Below are 15,523 nucleotides of genomic sequence, written 5' to 3'. Positions count from 1 at the left end.
CGGCTCAAGGACCTCGAGTCCGAGAACGCCCGGCTCAAGCGGCTGGTGGCCGAGCAGATGCTGGTCATCGACGGGATGAAGGAGATCGTCCGAAAAAAATGACGACCCCGTCGGAACGACGCGACACGGTCCAGGTGCTGGTCCGTCGGGGACTCTCGCAGCGCAAGGCCCTTCGTTACCTGGGCCTGAGCCGCCGCATCGCCAGCTACGCTCCGCGCCAGGCCGCCAAGGACCAGGCGGTGGCCGAGCGCTTGCTGGCCGCGTCGCCGAAGGTGCCGCGGTTCGGGTATCGCCGGATGGCGGCCTGGCTGGACCTGGGCGAGGCCCGGGTGCGGCGCCTGTGGCGTCGGCTGGGCTTGAACATTCCCCGCCGCCGGCCGCGTCGCCGCCGATCCGGCAACGATATCCGCCTTCCGGGCGCGGTTCGCCCGAATGCCGTCTGGAGCTACGACTTCGTCCACGACCAGATGGTCGACGGGCGCGCCTTGAAGATGCTGTGCGTGATCGACGAATACACCCGGGAGTGCCTGGCCATCGAGGTCGGGGCCAGCCTGCGGGCGCAGGACGTGATCCTGACCCTGTCGCGGTTGATGCGGCTCTACGGCAAGCCGGCCTTTGTCCGCTCCGACAACGGCGCCGAGTTCACCGCAGCCAAGGTGATGCGCTGGCTGCGCGACGCGGCGATCGGCCCGGCGTTCATCGCGCCGGGCAGCCCGTGGCAGAACGGCTTCGTCGAAAGCTTCAACGGCAAACTGCGGGACGAGCTGCTGAACCGGGAATGGTTCCGCAGCCGCGCCGAGGCCAAGGTGCTGATCGAACGCTGGCGGCAGTTCTACAACGAACAGCGGCCGCACAGCGCCCATGGCTACAAACCGCCGGCAACCGTTCGCCGGAACTGGTCCGAACCCGATACCATCCACCCCGGACTCACTGCCTGATTGGCTACAAGTTCCATACTCAGGTCACTTCGACTTCCACTGGTAGTACGTCGCCGTGCTGATCCCCGCCTGCCGGCAGAGATCCTTCACCGGAATCCCGGCATCACCCTGCTTGAGGATCGAGACGATCTGAGCCTCGCTGAACTTCGACTTCTTCATGGAACCTCCTGGCTGAAAAGATGCCAGAAAGTTCTACTTCCGGGGTGTCCGGGATCAGGGGGAGCTTACGGTGGCCCTGGGCGTGCTGTGCACCGGGCTGGCCTTCATCTACTTCTACCGGCTGATCCACCGTATCGGCGCGGCCCGCACCTCCACGGTGACTTACCTGATCCCGCTGTTCGGCGCGCTGTTCGCCTGGCTGCTGCTGGACGAGCCGGTGACGGTGAAGATGCTGCTGGCGGGCGGGCTGATCCTGGGCAGCGTGGCGATCAGCCAGCGCGCGAACTGAGCCGGGTCAGTCCTTCGCCACGCGCACCGGCAGCGGCACGTTGCACAGGTCGATGTGGCCGGCCGGGCGCTTGTAGAAATCGTCGCGGCGGTTGCGGCGGGCCTCGACCACGTCGCGGAAACTCTGCGTGTCGGTGCGCAGCAGTTGCAGGCGGGTGCGCTCGGCCTCGGGCACTTCGCTGGCCAGGCGGATCGCGCGGATCGGGGTGCGCTGCGCCGGGTCCGGGTAGAAGCCCATCGGTTCGGGACCGCGCGGCAGGGCGCTGAGCAGCTCGATGCCCTGGATCACGCGGCCGACCTGGGTGATGTTGCGGTCCAGCTGGCGCGGCGACTGGCCGATCACCACGTACAGCTCGGCGCCGAGGCTGCTGTCGGCCTCCAGGTTGCGGCCGGCGCCGACCACGCCGTAGCAGTGCGCCATCCAGGCCCTGCCCGAAGCCGGGTCGCGCCCGGCGGCGAAGCCGTCGGCGAAGCCGACCTGCGGCGCCCAGCCGTCCGCGTCCGCCAGCACCTCGAAGGCCAGGCCGGCGGCGTCGCGCTCGAACTCGGCCGGCAGCTTGCGCTCGGCCGAGCCCAGGTCCCGGGCCTTGGCCGGATCGTCGGCCTCGGCGTCGCCGAACTGGACCACGAAGTTGTCCTGCACTCGATAGATGCTGGTCCCGTTCCAGAAACCCTCGCGGGCCAGGGTGCGGATGTTGGCCACGTGCGCCGGGGCGAAACCCGGCGCCAGCTCGATCACCACCCGGCCCGCCTCCAGCTCCAGATAGAGGGTGCTGGCGGGGTCGGGCGTGCGCCAGTCCGCCGGGGGGGAGGCATCGAGGATTTCCTGCATGCTGCGGTAGGGCGGGTTTGCAGCCGCGGTGGCGGCAGGCGCCGGGTCCGGGGAGCGGACGCACGCCGCGCACAGCGCGAGCAGGCAGGCGGGCAGGGCGAGGCGCAGGGTCATGGCATGGGCAGGCGGCGAAGGTCGGCCGATTCTCGCCGCGGTGTGCTCAGCCGCCAAGCGCCGGCGGATGCGGCTGCCGGGGGCTGGGTCGCATGACTACCGGCACATACGCTATACCGAAGTTGATAATAGATTGGACTCCAGCCTAGCGAACCCGACGCCAGGGGAGCCGCCGCGATGGGCGAGATCGAAGCGCAACTGAAGAAGTTCCAGAAGGAGCTCAGCGCCGGCACCGTGTCGCTGGCGCTGCTGGCGGTGCTGGCGCAGGCGCGCGAGCCGCTGTACGGCTACCTGATCGCCAAGCGCCTGGAGCAGGTCGGCGAGGGCGTGCTCAGCGGCAAGCAGAGCGCGCTGTACCCGGTGCTGCGCAACCTCGAGGGCGCGGGGCTGCTGGAAAGCCACGTCGAGCCCTCGGTGGCCGGTCCGCCGCGCCGCTACTACCGCATCACCGGCGAGGGCCGCGAGGCCCTCGCGCAATGGGCCGCCGCCTGGCGCGCCACCCGAGATTCCGTCGATTCCGTGCTGGAGGGAGTATCCGCATGAACGCCACCGCATCCCCGCCGCCGTCCGACCCGCGGCCCCTGCCCACCACCATCCCCGAATACCTGGCGCAGCTGCGCGAGGCGCTGAAGGGCGCCGACTCGGCCATGGTCCAGGACGCGCTCTACGACGCCGAGGAGTACCTGCGTTCGGAACTGGCCGAGCAGAGCGGGAAGAGCGAGGCCGAGGTGATCGCCGCGGTCGCCGGCAGCTACGGCGCGCCGGAGGAAGTGGCCGAGATCTACCGCGAGACCGAGGTGACGGTGAACCGCGCGCTGCGCCAGCCGCGGCCGCCGAAACGGCGCTCGCTGCCCGGCCGCTTCTTCGGCGTGGTCGCCGATCCGTACACCTACGGCGCGCTGTTCTACATGCTGCTGTCGCTGGCCACCGGCGTCTTCTACTTCACCTGGGTGACCACCGGCGCCAGCCTGTCGGCCGGCCTGCTCATCCTGATCATCGGCGTGCCGCTGCTGCTGCTGTTCCTGATGTCGGTGCGGCTGCTGTCGCTGGTGGAAGGGCGCATCGTCGAGACCCTGCTGGGCGTGCGCATGCCGCGGCGGCCGCTGTACACGCAGCGCGACAAGCCCTGGCTGAAGCGCTTGGGCGAGCTGTTCACCGACTGGCGCACGTGGACGGCGATGGGCTACATGCTGCTGATGCTGCCGCTGGGCGTCGCCTACTTCTCCGCGGTCGTGACCCTGCTGGCCACGTCCGTCGGGCTGATGGCCGCCCCGTTCGCGGCGCTGCTGGGCCACGCCGGCGCGGGCATCTACCTGGACGGCATCAGCTTCTCGCTGGCCGACGACTGGAGGATCGCAATCGTGGCGTTCCTGGTGGGGTTCCTGCTGCTGTTCGCCACCCTGCACCTGGCGCGCCTGGTCGGCCATTTCCACGGCTGGCTGGCCAAGAACCTGCTGGTCCGCGACCCGGTGGTCTGAGCAACGCCACCACGCCGCCGCACAAGGCTGCAGGAACGGAAAGCCCCGCGCGAAGCGGGGCTTTTCTTTTTGCAGGAGGCGTCGACCCGTCAGCCCGCGTACGTGGCGATGAACTCGCGCACCTGCGGGTATACGGTCTCGCGCCAGCGGCGGCCGCTGAAGATGCCGTAATGGCCGGCGCCCTCGACGGTGAGGTGGCGCTGCTTCGCCTTCGGGATGCCGGTGCACAGGTCGTGCGCGGCCTCGGTCTGGCCGAGGCCGGAGATGTCGTCCAGCTCGCCCTCGATGGTCATCAGCGCGGTGCCCTTGATCGCCGCCGGGTTGACGGGTTCGCCGTTGACCACCCATTCGCCGCGCGGCAGCAGGAACTCCTGGAACACGGTGCGGATGGTGTCCAGGTAGTACTCGGCCGGCATGTCCAGCACCGCGTTGTACTCGTCGTAGAACTTGCGGTGCGCCTCGGCGTCCTGCAGGTCGCCCTTGACCAGGTCCGAGTAGAAATCCCAGTGCGACATGAAGTGGCGGCTGGGGTTCATCGAGATGAAACCGGCGTGCTGCAGGAAGCCCGGGTAGACGTCGCGACCCTGGCCCGGGTAGGGCTGCGGCACGGTGTGGATGACGTTGTTCTCGAACCACGACAGCGGGTTGCGCGTGGCCAGGTTGTTGACCGCGGTGGGGCTGCGGCGGGCGTCGATCGGCCCGCCCATCATCACCAGCGAACGCGGCACCGGTTCGCCGCGCGCGGCCATCAGCGACACCGCCGCCATCACCGGCACGGTCGGCTGGCACACGCTGATGACGTTGAGGTCGGCCGCGCCGATGTGGCGGATGAAGCCTTCGATGTAGGCGATGTAGTCGTCCAGGCCGAACGCGCCTTCCTCCACCGGAACCATGCGCGCGTCGATCCAGTCGGTGACGTAGACCTTGTGGTCGCGCAGCAGGGTGCGCACGGTGTCGCGCAGCAGGGTGGCGTGGTGGCCGGACAGCGGCGCCACCACCAGCACGACCGGATCGTCCTTGAGCGCTGCGATGGTCGCCGCGTCGTCGCTGTAGCGCTTGAAGCGCACCAGCCGGCAGAACGGCTTGCGCACGACTTCCTGTTCCAGGACCGGGACCTTGTGGCCCTCGATCTCCACCTCGTGGATGTTCCAGGGCGGCTTCTCGTAGTCCTTGCCCAGCCGGTGCACCAGCTCGTTGCCGGCGGCGATCCGCTCGGCGCCGGGCAGGGCCGCGACCCAGCTGGAGCGGTCGGAGAAGATGCGCGAGTTGGCCTCGGCCAGGTGCACCCAGGGGGCCATCATCGCGCGGTTGAGTTCGTGGAGCTGGTACAGCATGGATTGGCCACGCTTCCGGTTGGAGTGTTGCATCGCACAATCCTACCCGGAATCGGGTGAGCGAATCAGCAACGGCGCAGTGTCCCGCCGAGGGACAAAAGTGAATAGGGGCCGGGACTTGCCCGGCCCCTGCATGCCCCCTCGGGCGCGCGTATTCATTCGTCCGCAGGACGCAGCCAGGCGTACAGGATGCCGCCGAGCGCACCGCCGGCCAGTGGCGCCAGCCAGAACAGCCACAGCTGCCCGATCGCGCCCGGGCCGGCGAACAGCGCCACGCCGGTGGAGCGCGCCGGATTCACCGAGGTGTTGGTGACCGGGATGCTGACCAGGTGGATCAGGGTCAGGGCCAGGCCGATCGCGATCGGGGCGAAGCCGGCGGCAGCGCGGCCATGGGTGGCGCCCATGATCACCAGCAGGAAGAACGCGGTCAGCACCACTTCGCACAGGAACGCGGCGCCGATGGTGTAGCCGCCCGGCGAGCGCACGCCGTAGCCGTTGCTGGCGAAGGCGCCGGCGGCGTCCGGGTCGATGGCGAAGCCGCCACCACCACGGGCGATCTGCAGCAGGATGAAACCGGCGACGATCGCGCCCAGCACCTGGGCGACGAAGTAGGGCAGCAGGTCGCGCGCGGGGAAGCGGCCGCCGGCCCACAGGCCGAGGCTGACCGCCGGATTGAAATGGCCACCGGAGACATGGCCGAAGGCGTAGGCGCCGGTCAGCACGGTCAGGCCGAAGGCCAGCGCCACGCCGACGAACCCGATCCCCAGGGGATTGCCTTCGCCGCCGAACTTCGCCGCCAGCACCGCACTGCCGCAACCGCCCAGGACCAGCCACAAGGTGCCGAGGAACTCGGCCACACAGCGTTTCGAAAGAGCCATGGTCGTCCCCTTCAACGCCCGGGATGGGCGGGGCGAGTGTACGCCCGCGCGGGGACGGCGGCGTTGCGTTCCGGTTAAACCGGGCGGGGCTCAGCGCTGCGGCAGGGGGATGAACTCGTCGTCGCCCTCGATCCTGCCGAAGCGACCCTCGAGCCAGTCCTGCTTGGCCTGCTCGATGCGTTCCTTCGAGCTGGACACGAAGTTCCACCACAGGTGGCGGTGGCCGTCGAGCGGCTCGCCGCCCAGCAGCATCGCCTTGACCGGGGTGCGGGCGCGCAGCTTCGGGCGGGTGCCGCGGTCGGGCACGACCAGGTAGCGCGCGGGGATGTCGACGCCGTCCAGCTGGGCCTCGCCCTCAAGGATGTAGAGCGCACGCTCGACGTGGCCGTCGTCGAGCACGATCTCGGCGTCCGGCTGCAGGTCGATGGCGACGTTGAGCGTGTCGGCGAATACCTTCACCGGCGATTCCTCGCCGTAGGCGCGGCCGGCGATCACCCGCAGCAGGGCGCCGTCGCGCTGCTGCCGGGGCAGGGCGGACGCGGGGAAGTGGTAGAAGGCCGGCTCGGTTTCCTCGTGGGCCTTCGGCAGCGCCACCCAGGTCTGCATGCCATGCGCTTCGCTGCCGGTGGCGCGTTCGGCCGCCGGCGTGCGTTCGGAATGGGCGATGCCGCGGCCGGCGGTCATCCAGTTGACGTCGCCGGGGCGGATCACCTGTTCGGAGCCGAGGGTGTCGCGGTGGTTGATCGCGCCGGCCCAGAGGAAGGTGACCGTGGCCAGGCCGATGTGCGGATGCGGGCGCACGTCCAGGCCGCGGCCGCCTTCGAACACCACCGGGCCCATGTGGTCGACGAACACGAACGGGCCGACGCTGCGCGCCTGCAGGGTCGGCACCGCGCGCCGCACCATGAAACCGTCGCCCAGGTCGTGCACGCGTGGTTCGATGATCGTGGTCATGGAGCTCTTTCCGTGGCGGCGATGCGGCGCAGGATGGCATGGAACGCGCGCGCCGGAAGTCCCGCCGCTGGCACGCATCCTTGCACCGGCGGACGTTTTCGCGTGGCCGGCATGGCAAGGTCTCGCGACGCAACCGTTCCGCCCGGGTCCCTGGGCGGGCCGAGCCGCTACAATCGCGCTCCGTCCCTCACTTCCCGCACCGGAGACTCCCACAGTGACCCGCAAGCTCGTCCTGCTGCGCCACGGCCAGAGCCAGTGGAACCTCGAGAACCGCTTCACCGGCTGGGTCGACGTCGACCTCACCGAGCAGGGCCGTGCCGAAGCCGCCGCCGGCGGCAAGGTGATGCGCGAGGAGGGCCTGCAGTTCGACGTGGCCTACACCTCCACCCTGAAGCGCGCGATCCGCACCCTCAACATCGCCCTGGGCGAGCTGGGCCAGGACTGGCTCCCGGTGCACAAGAGCTGGCGCCTCAACGAGCGCCACTACGGCGCCCTGCAGGGCCTGGACAAGGCCGAGACGGCGGCGAAGCACGGCGAGGAGCAGGTCAAGATCTGGCGCCGTTCCTACGACATCCCGCCGCCGGCGATGGATCTGGGCGATCCGGGCCACCCGGCCAACGATCCGCGCTACGCCGGGCTGGACCGCAACGTGCTGCCGGCCACCGAGTCGCTGGCCACCACCTTGGACCGCGTGCTGCCGTACTGGCACGACGCGATCGCCCCGTCGCTGAAGTCCGGCAGGACCGTGCTGGTTGCCGCCCACGGCAATTCGCTGCGCGCGCTGTACAAGTACCTCAACAACGTCTCCAAGGAGGACATCCTCGAGCTCAACATCCCCACCGGCATCCCGCTGCTGTTCGAGCTGGACGACGAGCTCAAGGTCATCTCCCACCGTTACCTGGGCGACCAGGAAGCGGCGAAGCGCGCCGCCGAGGCGGTGGCCAACCAGGGCAAGGTCCGCTGAGGCGCCCTGCCAGCCGGACCGGAAGGGCGCCTGCGGGCGCCCTTTCTGTTTGTGGAGCGACGCGCGCGTCCCGCCTGCTTGAAAGATGCGAATAATTCTTATCTAATGCGCGGGCAGTTCCACCCAGGAAGGCCGCGCACGACCCCGTGCCAGGCCCGGAAGGGGGTCTCCTCTCCCGCCCCCGACCCGCCCAGGCAGCCGTACTGCACAGGATCCGGCATCCGCATCGCCCCGCGACGCTGATGGCCGGACGTGCTCTCCCGCTGCCGGCAACCATGTCCACCGTCATCGCCACGTTCCCGTTCCCGCTCTACCGCGCATCTGCGCCGGTCGCGGGCGTTGCGTGGCAGGTGGACAGGGACCGGGCGGCCGGCTACCTCTCCCACCTTCCTGGAGTTTCCGTGAGTTCCTGCCGTTCCCTGCAGTCCCCGATGCGCCGCCTGGCCCTGCGCCGCAGCACCCTCGCCGTGCGCGCGGCGCTTGCCAGCCTGGTCCTGGCCCTTCCGGCGCCCGCCGTGCTGGCTGAAGACGCCGCGGCGCCGGAGGCGACCGACCTGGACGCGGTGCTGGTCGTCGCCCAGCGCGCCAGCCGCGTCAGCAACGGCGCGACCAACCTGGACCTGGAGATCAAGGACACGCCGCAGTCGATCAGCGTGGTGTCCAGCGAGCTGATGCGCCAGTTCGGCGCCAACAGCGTCAACGATGCGCTGCGCCTGGCCACCGGCGTGCGCGTGGACGAATGGGAAACCAACCGCACCAGCTACAGCGCGCGCGGCTTCGACATCCTCAACACCCAGATCGATGGCGTCGGCATGCCCAACAGCTGGGGTATCGCGACCGGCGCGATGGACACCTTCGGTTACGAGAAGGTCGAGGTGATCCGTGGTGCCAACGGCCTGCTGACAGGCGTGGGCAACGCCGCCGGCACGATCAACTACGTGCGCAAGCGCCCGACCAACGAGGCTCAGGGCATGTTCGGCCTCAGCTACGGCTCATGGAGCACGCTGCGCGCCGAAGCGGACTACTCCACGCCGTTCACCGACGACGGCACCTGGGCCGGCCGCATCGTCGCCGCGCACGAATCGGGCGACTCCTGGTTGCGCGCCAACAGCAACAGCCGCGATTTCGCCTACGCCGTGGTCGACGGCCAGGTCGGCGAGAACGGCACGCTGGCCATCGGCTACTCGTACCAGCGGGCGAAGTCGGACGGGATCATGTGGGGCGCGCTGGTGTTCATGGACAGCGACGGCATCCGGAACGAATGGCCGCGCGATGCCACCACCACCCAGGACTGGACCTGGTGGAACACCACCGAGCAGACCGCCTTCGTCGAGTACACCCACCAGCTGGGCGCGGACTGGCAGTTGAAGGCCAGCTACAACTACCGCCGCGGCTCGGGTGACGAGCGCATGTTCTACGCCTATGACGGGCAGGGCACCGGGCTGGAGCCGGGCACCGGCCTGGGCCTGATCGGCTATCCATGGGGCGGCGACGACGAATCGACCGCGCACCTGGGCCAGGTCAGCCTGGATGGCACGTTCGAGCTGTTCGGGCGCGAGCAGCAGGCGATGGTCGGCGTGTCCCTTTCGCGCAGCGAAGCGATCAACCACGAGCGCACCGCCGATTTCTCCTCGCCGGCCTGGGGCCCGCTGCCGCCGTTCCCGTACCCGACCGACGCGATCCCGGAACCGGCCTGGAGCGAACGGTCGCAGTACTCGTTGCTCAACCAGCGCCTGGCGCGCGTATTCGGCGCCACCCGCATCTCGCTGGGCGACCGCCTCAACCTCATCGTCGGTGCCAACCACGCGCGCTACCGCCGCGATGGCTGGTCCTACGCGCTGGAGTTCGACCAGACCACCAGCCATACCAGCCCCTACGCCGGCCTGACCTTCGACTTCAGCGACCACGTGCTGGGCTACCTCAGCTATTCGGACATCTACCAGCCGCAGGACCAGGTCGACGCCGACGACCGCTACCTCGATCCCAGCAAGGGCGTGAACTACGAGGCCGGCATCAAGGCCGAGTGGCTGGACCAGCGCCTGCTGACCACCGTGGCGGTGTTCAAGGCCGACCAGCAGGGCCTGGCCACCCCGACCGGCCAGTACAACCAGTACGGCCAGAGCATCTACGCGCCGGTGGACGTGGAATCCCGCGGCATCGAGCTGGAAGCGGTCGGCCGGCTGAGCGACAACGTCGATCTGGTGCTGGGCTATACCGCGCTCAAGCTGGACGGCCTCAACGGCGACGACACCTATCCGTGGGTGCCGCGGCGCTCGGCCAACCTGGTGCTGAGTGCGCGTGCACCCGGCTACGCGCCGCTGTCCTACGGCATCGGCGGGCGCTGGCAGAGCGAGGTCTCCAACGTCGAAAGCAGCGGCCTGCGCGTGCGCCAGGACAGCTACGCCGTGGTCAATGCGTTCATGGCCTGGGACTTCCTCGACAACGCCAGCCTGCGCCTGAACGTCAACAACGCGTTCAACGAGAAGTACATCAACACCCTGCGCTACAGCGGCTACTACGGCGCGCCGGCCAGCTACAGCGTCACCCTCGACTGGCGCTTCTGATCGACTACGCTCCCCACGGAACCACGCAGCCATGTCCGCCACGCCCGTTCCCGCCAGCCATCCCCGCATGCGCATCGCCGCGCGGACAGGCGCCGCCGTACTCGGCGGCTACGCCTTCACCTGGGGCTTCATCGCGGCGTGCACCGCGCTGGCGGTGAAGCTGGGGATGGATTTCCACGACGCCGAGTTCCTCGCCAGCGCGCTGGGCCTGCTGCTGTTCCTGGCCGTGTTCCTCGGCACCGTCGCCAGCCGCCGCGGGGCGCTGCTGCTGTGGGGCGTACTGCTGGGCGGCGGCGCGCTGCTGGCGGCGGCCGGCTCGCTGCTCCAGGCCAGCATCGCGTGACCGCCATGGGCCGTACCGGAGCCGACGCGATGTTCCACAGCTTCCGCCAGGCCATGGCCTGGCTGCATACCTGGTTCGGCCTGGTGCTGGGCTTCGTGCTGATGGCGGCGTTCTTCTTCGGCGCGCTGTCGGTGTTCGACCGCGAGATCGACCGCTGGGCGATCCCGGCCACGCGCTTCGAGCCGCAGCCGATGCCGTCGTTCGAGAAGGTGCTGCGGCCGGCGTTCGAGCGCCTGCAGCCGCCGCCGGAAATGGTGGAGGCGATGCGCCCGCGGGTGGACGGGCCGATGCCGGAACGCTTCGACCGCATCGCCTACTGGAGCGCCTACACCACCCACCGCGATCCGGTGCTGGCGATCTACGCCGGCTGGGAGGTGCCGGGGGCGAAGAACGCGGACGAGCAGCTGTACGCGGTGGGCACGATCGACCCGCGCGACGGCACGCCGCTGCCGGACGACCGCCTGAAGATCGGCAGCGGCTTCTTCTTCCCGCTGCACTACGGCCTGACCCTGGACTGGAAGAACCTGGGCATCTGGATCGTCGGCTTCTCCGCGCTGGTGATGCTGGCGGCGCTGGTCAGCGGCGTGGTCATGCACCGCAAGCTGTTCCGCGAGCTGTTCACCTTCCGCCCCGGCGAGGCGCGGCTGCGCAGCGCGCTGGACCTGCACAACCTCACCGGCGTGGTGGCGCTGCCGTTCCACTTCTTCTTCGCCTTCACCGGACTGGTGATCTTCTCGGCCACGTACTACTTCCCCCTCGGCCATACCCAGCTGCACGAGCTCCACGAACTGCACGAGCAGCACGAGGCGGCCGCGCTGGGCCTGCCGCACGGCCGCTCGGGCGTGCCGGCGGGACTGGCGAACGTCGATGCGATGGTCGCCGAAGCGCAACGGCGCTGGGAGGCGCGCGGCATGGCCGGCGACGTCGGCTTCCTGGTGCTGCAGCACGTCGGCGACGCCAATGGTTACGTCAGCGTGTACCGTGCCGGCACCGACCGGATCGCGCTGGTCGGGCAGGGCATCCACTTCAAGGCCGACACCGGCGCGCTGCTGCGCGAGGATCCGCCGGCCACCCCGGTGGCGCGGGTGGCCGAGTTCCTTACCGGCCTGCACCTGCAGCATTTCCGCCACTGGCTGCTGCGCTGGCTGTACGTGTTCGGGGGGCTGATGGGCGCGGTGTGCATCGCCACCGGCTTCGTCTTCTTCGTCGAGAAGCGCAAGCGCCAGCACGCGCGCGTGGGCAGCCAGGGCGTGCGCATCGTCGACGCGCTGGCGGTGACCACGGTCACCGGCATGGTCCTGGCGGCGCTGGGCATCCTCGTCGCCAACCGGCTGCTGCCCGAGGCGCTGCCGGGTCGCGGCGACTGGGAGCGCTACGCGTTCTGGGGTACCTGGGCGCTGGCCCTGGTGCATGCCGGCTGGCGCAGCGCGCCGGTCGCACGCGGCCTGCCCAATCCGGCCTGGCGCGAGCAGTGCCGGGCGATCGCGGTGCTGGCGGTGGCGGCGGCGGTGCTGAACTGGATCACCACCGGCGACCACCTGCTGCGCACGCTCGCCGCCGGCTACTGGCCGGTGGCCGGCCTGGACCTGGCGTTGCTGGCGGTGGCGGCGATCGCCGCGGCAGCCGGGCATCGCCTCGGTCGCGGGGCAGAAGCCGCGGCACGCATCGGCGCCCACGGCGAGGCTGCCCATGCCTGAGCCGCAGATCGCACACGGCTGGCTGCTGCTGGGCGCGATGCTGGCCTGCGCCGCCGGCATGGCCTGGCTGGCGCTGGCGATGGATGTGCACGCGCGGCAGGTCTGGGGCAGGGGGCTGGCGCCTGCCATGGCGAAAGGCCTGCGCGTGCTGGGCGCGCTCGCGCTGGCCGCTGGTCTGTGGCTGTGCCTGCTCGCCGACCATCCGACGATGGCGGTGCTGGTGTGGGTGATGGCGCTGGCGGTGGGCGCGCTGGCGGTGGCGCTGCTGCTGGCCTGGCGCGCACGCTGGCTGCGCGCGCTGGCGCCGTGGGTACGCCGCGCCGCCTGATCGCGGGGCCGCGCGTCAGGTGTGGATCAACCGCCCGCCGGCGAAGGACCAGTTCTCCCAGCCGGTTTCCTTGAAGCACACCATCACGTGCTCCGGATCCAGTCCGAGCGCGGACAGCCGCTGCATCAGTCCGGCCAGCAGCGGCTTCTTCACCTTCACGCTGCGGCCGACCGACCACAGGATCTCGATCAGCACGAAGTCGTCGCCGCGGGGCATGGCCGCATCGGGATAGCCGGGGTCGTAGCGGAAGTCGTCGGCGTCCAGTTCCAGCACGCGCTGGAAGCGGTCGGTGGCCGGCACGCCGGACTCGACCAGCGCGGCGTGCACGGCATCGAGCACGCCGGCCTTGAACGCCGCGGTCTTCGGCTTGCGGACGGTGACGGTGACGAGGGGCATCGGGGCTCTCCTGTTCGCGGCCAGGCAGGCAGGATACGCCGGCCGGCGCAGCCGCCAACCGCGCTGGCGCAACACTCAGTCCAGTTCCCGCACCATGAACACGTTGAAGTCGGTGGCTGCGTAGTCGCCGAACGGACCGCACCAGGCGAAGCCGTTGCGCAGGTACAGCGCGTGCGCCGGCTCGAAGGCCGGCCCGGTGCCGGTCTCCAGCAGCAGGCGTGCGTAGCCGCGTTCGCGGGCGGTGGCCACGATCCGGTCCAGCAGCGCCTGGCCGACGCCGCGGCGCAGGAAGGCCGCGCGCGTGCGCATCGACTTGATCTCGCCGCTGCGCGCGTCCAGTTCCTTCAGCGCGCCGCAGCCGCACAGCGCGCCCTCGGCCCACGCCGTCCAGAAGGTGAGGCCGGGCGCACGCAGGCTGTCGATCGCCAGCGCATGCACGTGGCCGGGCGGCGAGTTGCCGTGCATGCCGGCAGGTGTTCGGCGACCAGCGCCTGCACCTCGGTCGAGGAAAGATCGTCCTGGCGGATCTCGAGGCTCATGTGGGGTCTTCAGGCGTCTGCTCTGCGGCGAAGTTTAGCGGCGATCAGCGCCGCCCCGGCGACGCCGCCCAGCGCCGCTGCCGCGAACAGCGCCCATTCCCCGGTGACGAACGCCAGTGCGGTGGCGATACCCAGCCCTACCATCAGGGTCACCCACAGCGTGGCCTGCTTGCAGGCCGGGGCGATCGCGACCGCCGTGGCCAGCACTGCCAGCGCGGATGCCGCGACCGCCACGCGCTGCAGCCACCCCAGCAGCGTGCGGATCGTGGCGTTGCCGCACAGGCCCGAGACGAGCTCGTCCGGTGGGCACAGCTGCGCGTTCACGAAGGCGTAGGCGCCCACGCCCAGGAGCAGCACCAGGTACCAGGCGCAGATGATGGCGGGGAGCAGGAGGAGCCAGCGCAGGGTATGCATGCGTGCGTGCCTGTCGTGCGCTCAGTTTGCCGGTATCTGCCTGGCCGCCTCCACCGCGCCTTGCGGGTGCAGCAGCGGCTGGCCGGTCCCGTTGCGGGTCGCGGTCCGTTCGAGCAGGGTCCGCAGTCCGGCGCCGTCCAGTTGCGGCTGCACCGCCAGCACCTTCGCCGCCGCGTTGACCACCAGCGGCACGGCCATCGAGGTGCCCGACGGGTACGAAGGCCCACCATCGGGCAGGCGTGCCGGCACGCGGTCGCCGTTGGCGTACAGCGTCACCTCCGGTCCGGTGTTGGTCCATTCGGTGGCCCTGCCGTGGCGGTCGACCGCACCGACCAGGAGGAAGTTGGGCAGCGCGAACAGCGTCGCCGGGTTGGCGGTCTTCATGTCACTGCCGGCATTGCCGGCTGCGCCGACGAAAAGCACGCGCGGTGCCGCCTTCATGCCCTCGATGAGCGCGGCGCGAATCGTTTCCACCGTGTACCGGGCCAGCGCAAGGCGTTCCTCTTCGGGCATGTCCGGCGCGCAGGCCTCGAGGTTGGACAGGTAGGCGCGCTCGGCGCGACCCCAGGACATGTTCACCACGCGCGCGCCGTTGTCGACCAGGAAGCCGAGCAGGTCGGCGATGGAGGCCGCCTCGCGCGCGGCCAGCTCGCGGCTCCAGCACGGCTCCGGTGGCGAGCCATGCCACCATTCCATCCGCGCGATCACGATCTCGGCGTGCGGGTTGCCGGCCAGGGCGATGTCGGCGATGCCGGTGCCGTGCACATAGCCGCTCCAGCGGCCCAGCGCGTCGTCGAACCCGGCGGCCTCGGCCGGCGTCTGCTGCCTGAGCCGCTCGGCGATTGCCCGCGCCTGCGGGCTGTCGACGCCGCTGTCGCGGTCGTCCAGGGCGCGCAGGATGTCGTTGAGCTCCGCCCGGCGTTCGAGGAGGGCGGCCGGCAGCACCGCCAGCGCGGTGTCCTGGCGCTGCTTGAAGGCATCGTAGCCGCGGACGATGGGCGCACCGTCGGCGCCAAGCGCCACCTGGCCGGGGAACAGCGCAGGCTCCACGCCGCTGTCCCAGATGCCTAGCCTCACCCTCGGCGCGGATTCGAGCCCTTCGACCGTGGCCTCGCGCGCGGCCCAGAACTCCGATGCCGGTTCGGCATCCTGCGCGGGCGCGGGGAGGGCAGCGAGGCCCAGCAGCGTCGCGGCGACCAGCTTCACGAGTGCTCCGGTCCTGGCCATGCCTTTCCCCTCGGTGATCGCCGGGGCACCGGGTTCGGGCCGGGCCGGCATGACGGTGCTGCCACTGCGAAGCCGT

Annotated in this window: 15 protein-coding genes and 3 pseudogenes; 9 read left to right on the top strand and 9 right to left on the bottom strand. The window is 70.3% G+C overall.

What is annotated here, in order from left to right:
- Positions 1–938: pseudogene (locus tag M503_RS0102590) on the top strand (IS3 family transposase); the annotation flags it as partial.
- Positions 939–965: 27 nt separating this feature from the next.
- Here the strand turns inward: M503_RS0102590 and M503_RS15520 are convergent.
- Positions 966–1,097 (bottom strand): annotated as a pseudogene (locus tag M503_RS15520) (transposase); the annotation flags it as partial.
- Between the two features lie 73 nt (positions 1,098–1,170).
- Between M503_RS15520 and M503_RS0102580 the strand changes: the two are divergent.
- Positions 1,171–1,386: pseudogene (locus M503_RS0102580) on the top strand (EamA family transporter); the annotation flags it as partial.
- 6 nt (positions 1,387–1,392) lie between these two features.
- On the opposite strand, the gene M503_RS0102575 reads toward M503_RS0102580, so the two are convergent.
- Positions 1,393–2,331, bottom strand: a complete 939-nt coding sequence (locus tag M503_RS0102575; RefSeq protein WP_024869814.1) for a peptidylprolyl isomerase — start codon at positions 2,329–2,331, stop codon at positions 1,393–1,395.
- Between the two features lie 177 nt (positions 2,332–2,508).
- Between M503_RS0102575 and M503_RS0102570 the strand changes: the two genes are divergently transcribed.
- Together M503_RS0102570 and M503_RS0102565 are read left to right on the top strand one after the other, a co-directional pair.
- Positions 2,509–2,874, top strand: a complete 366-nt coding sequence (locus M503_RS0102570) for a PadR family transcriptional regulator (RefSeq protein WP_028918938.1) — start codon at positions 2,509–2,511, stop codon at positions 2,872–2,874.
- Positions 2,871–3,809, top strand: coding sequence for a sensor domain-containing protein (locus M503_RS0102565; RefSeq protein ID WP_037060219.1), 939 nt, complete (start codon positions 2,871–2,873; stop codon positions 3,807–3,809). Before M503_RS0102570 ends, M503_RS0102565 begins: the two co-directional genes overlap by 4 nt.
- 89 nt (positions 3,810–3,898) lie before the next feature.
- Here M503_RS0102565 and M503_RS0102560 read toward each other — a convergent pair whose 3' ends face one another.
- From M503_RS0102560 to M503_RS0102550, 3 genes are all read right to left on the bottom strand, one after another.
- A complete protein-coding gene (locus tag M503_RS0102560; RefSeq protein WP_037060216.1) occupies positions 3,899–5,143 on the bottom strand; it encodes a polyhydroxyalkanoate depolymerase in 1,245 nt (414 codons plus the stop codon).
- Positions 5,144–5,298: 155 nt separating this feature from the next.
- Entirely contained in the window at positions 5,299–6,021 is a 723-nt protein-coding gene (aqpZ, locus tag M503_RS0102555; RefSeq protein WP_028918940.1) for an aquaporin Z, read from the bottom strand.
- 90 nt (positions 6,022–6,111) lie between these two features.
- A complete protein-coding gene (locus M503_RS0102550) occupies positions 6,112–6,975 on the bottom strand; it encodes a pirin family protein (RefSeq protein ID WP_028918941.1) in 864 nt (287 codons plus the stop codon).
- 214 nt (positions 6,976–7,189) lie between these two features.
- On the opposite strand from M503_RS0102550, the gene gpmA reads away from it, so the two are divergent.
- The 5 genes from gpmA (at position 7,190) to M503_RS0102525 (ending at position 12,871) form a co-directional block, all read left to right on the top strand.
- Positions 7,190–7,939, top strand: a complete 750-nt coding sequence (gene gpmA / locus M503_RS0102545) for a 2,3-diphosphoglycerate-dependent phosphoglycerate mutase (protein WP_028918942.1) — start codon at positions 7,190–7,192, stop codon at positions 7,937–7,939.
- Between the two features lie 401 nt (positions 7,940–8,340).
- Positions 8,341–10,503, top strand: a complete 2,163-nt coding sequence (locus tag M503_RS0102540; protein WP_231472294.1) for a TonB-dependent siderophore receptor — start codon at positions 8,341–8,343, stop codon at positions 10,501–10,503.
- A 31-nt stretch (positions 10,504–10,534) separates the two neighbouring features.
- The gene (locus tag M503_RS0102535) at positions 10,535–10,846 is read left to right on the top strand and encodes a hypothetical protein (RefSeq protein ID WP_028928076.1); all 312 of its coding nucleotides are present in this window, start codon (positions 10,535–10,537) and stop codon (positions 10,844–10,846) included.
- A 5-nt stretch (positions 10,847–10,851) separates the two neighbouring features.
- Positions 10,852–12,543, top strand: a complete 1,692-nt coding sequence (locus M503_RS0102530; RefSeq protein WP_231472293.1) for a PepSY-associated TM helix domain-containing protein — start codon at positions 10,852–10,854, stop codon at positions 12,541–12,543.
- Entirely contained in the window at positions 12,536–12,871 is a 336-nt protein-coding gene (locus tag M503_RS0102525; protein ID WP_028918946.1) for a DUF3325 family protein, read from the top strand. Before M503_RS0102530 ends, M503_RS0102525 begins: the two co-directional genes overlap by 8 nt.
- A 15-nt stretch (positions 12,872–12,886) precedes the next feature.
- Here the strand turns inward: M503_RS0102525 and M503_RS0102520 are convergent, their stop codons facing one another.
- From M503_RS0102520 to M503_RS0102505, 4 genes are all read right to left on the bottom strand, one after another.
- Positions 12,887–13,267: a tautomerase family protein gene (locus M503_RS0102520; RefSeq protein ID WP_028918947.1), complete on the bottom strand. Its 381-nt coding sequence runs from the start codon at positions 13,265–13,267 to the stop codon at positions 12,887–12,889.
- A gap of 75 nt (positions 13,268–13,342) precedes the next feature.
- A complete protein-coding gene (locus tag M503_RS15515; protein ID WP_197017169.1) occupies positions 13,343–13,732 on the bottom strand; it encodes a GNAT family N-acetyltransferase in 390 nt (129 codons plus the stop codon).
- Positions 13,733–13,815: 83 nt separating this feature from the next.
- Complete coding sequence (locus M503_RS0102510) at positions 13,816–14,220, bottom strand: hypothetical protein (RefSeq protein WP_028918948.1); 405 nt, start codon at positions 14,218–14,220, stop codon at positions 13,816–13,818.
- Positions 14,221–14,241: 21 nt separating this feature from the next.
- Complete coding sequence (locus M503_RS0102505) at positions 14,242–15,447, bottom strand: S8 family peptidase (RefSeq protein WP_197017168.1); 1,206 nt, start codon at positions 15,445–15,447, stop codon at positions 14,242–14,244.
- Positions 15,448–15,523: the final 76 nt, after the last annotated feature.

The organism is Pseudoxanthomonas suwonensis J47, from assembly GCF_000513955.1.
GTDB classification, from domain to species: Bacteria; Pseudomonadota; Gammaproteobacteria; order Xanthomonadales; family Xanthomonadaceae; genus Pseudoxanthomonas; species Pseudoxanthomonas suwonensis_C.
Note: the sequence above shows the minus strand (reverse complement) of the source record. Positions and strands in the feature narration are given on the sequence as shown.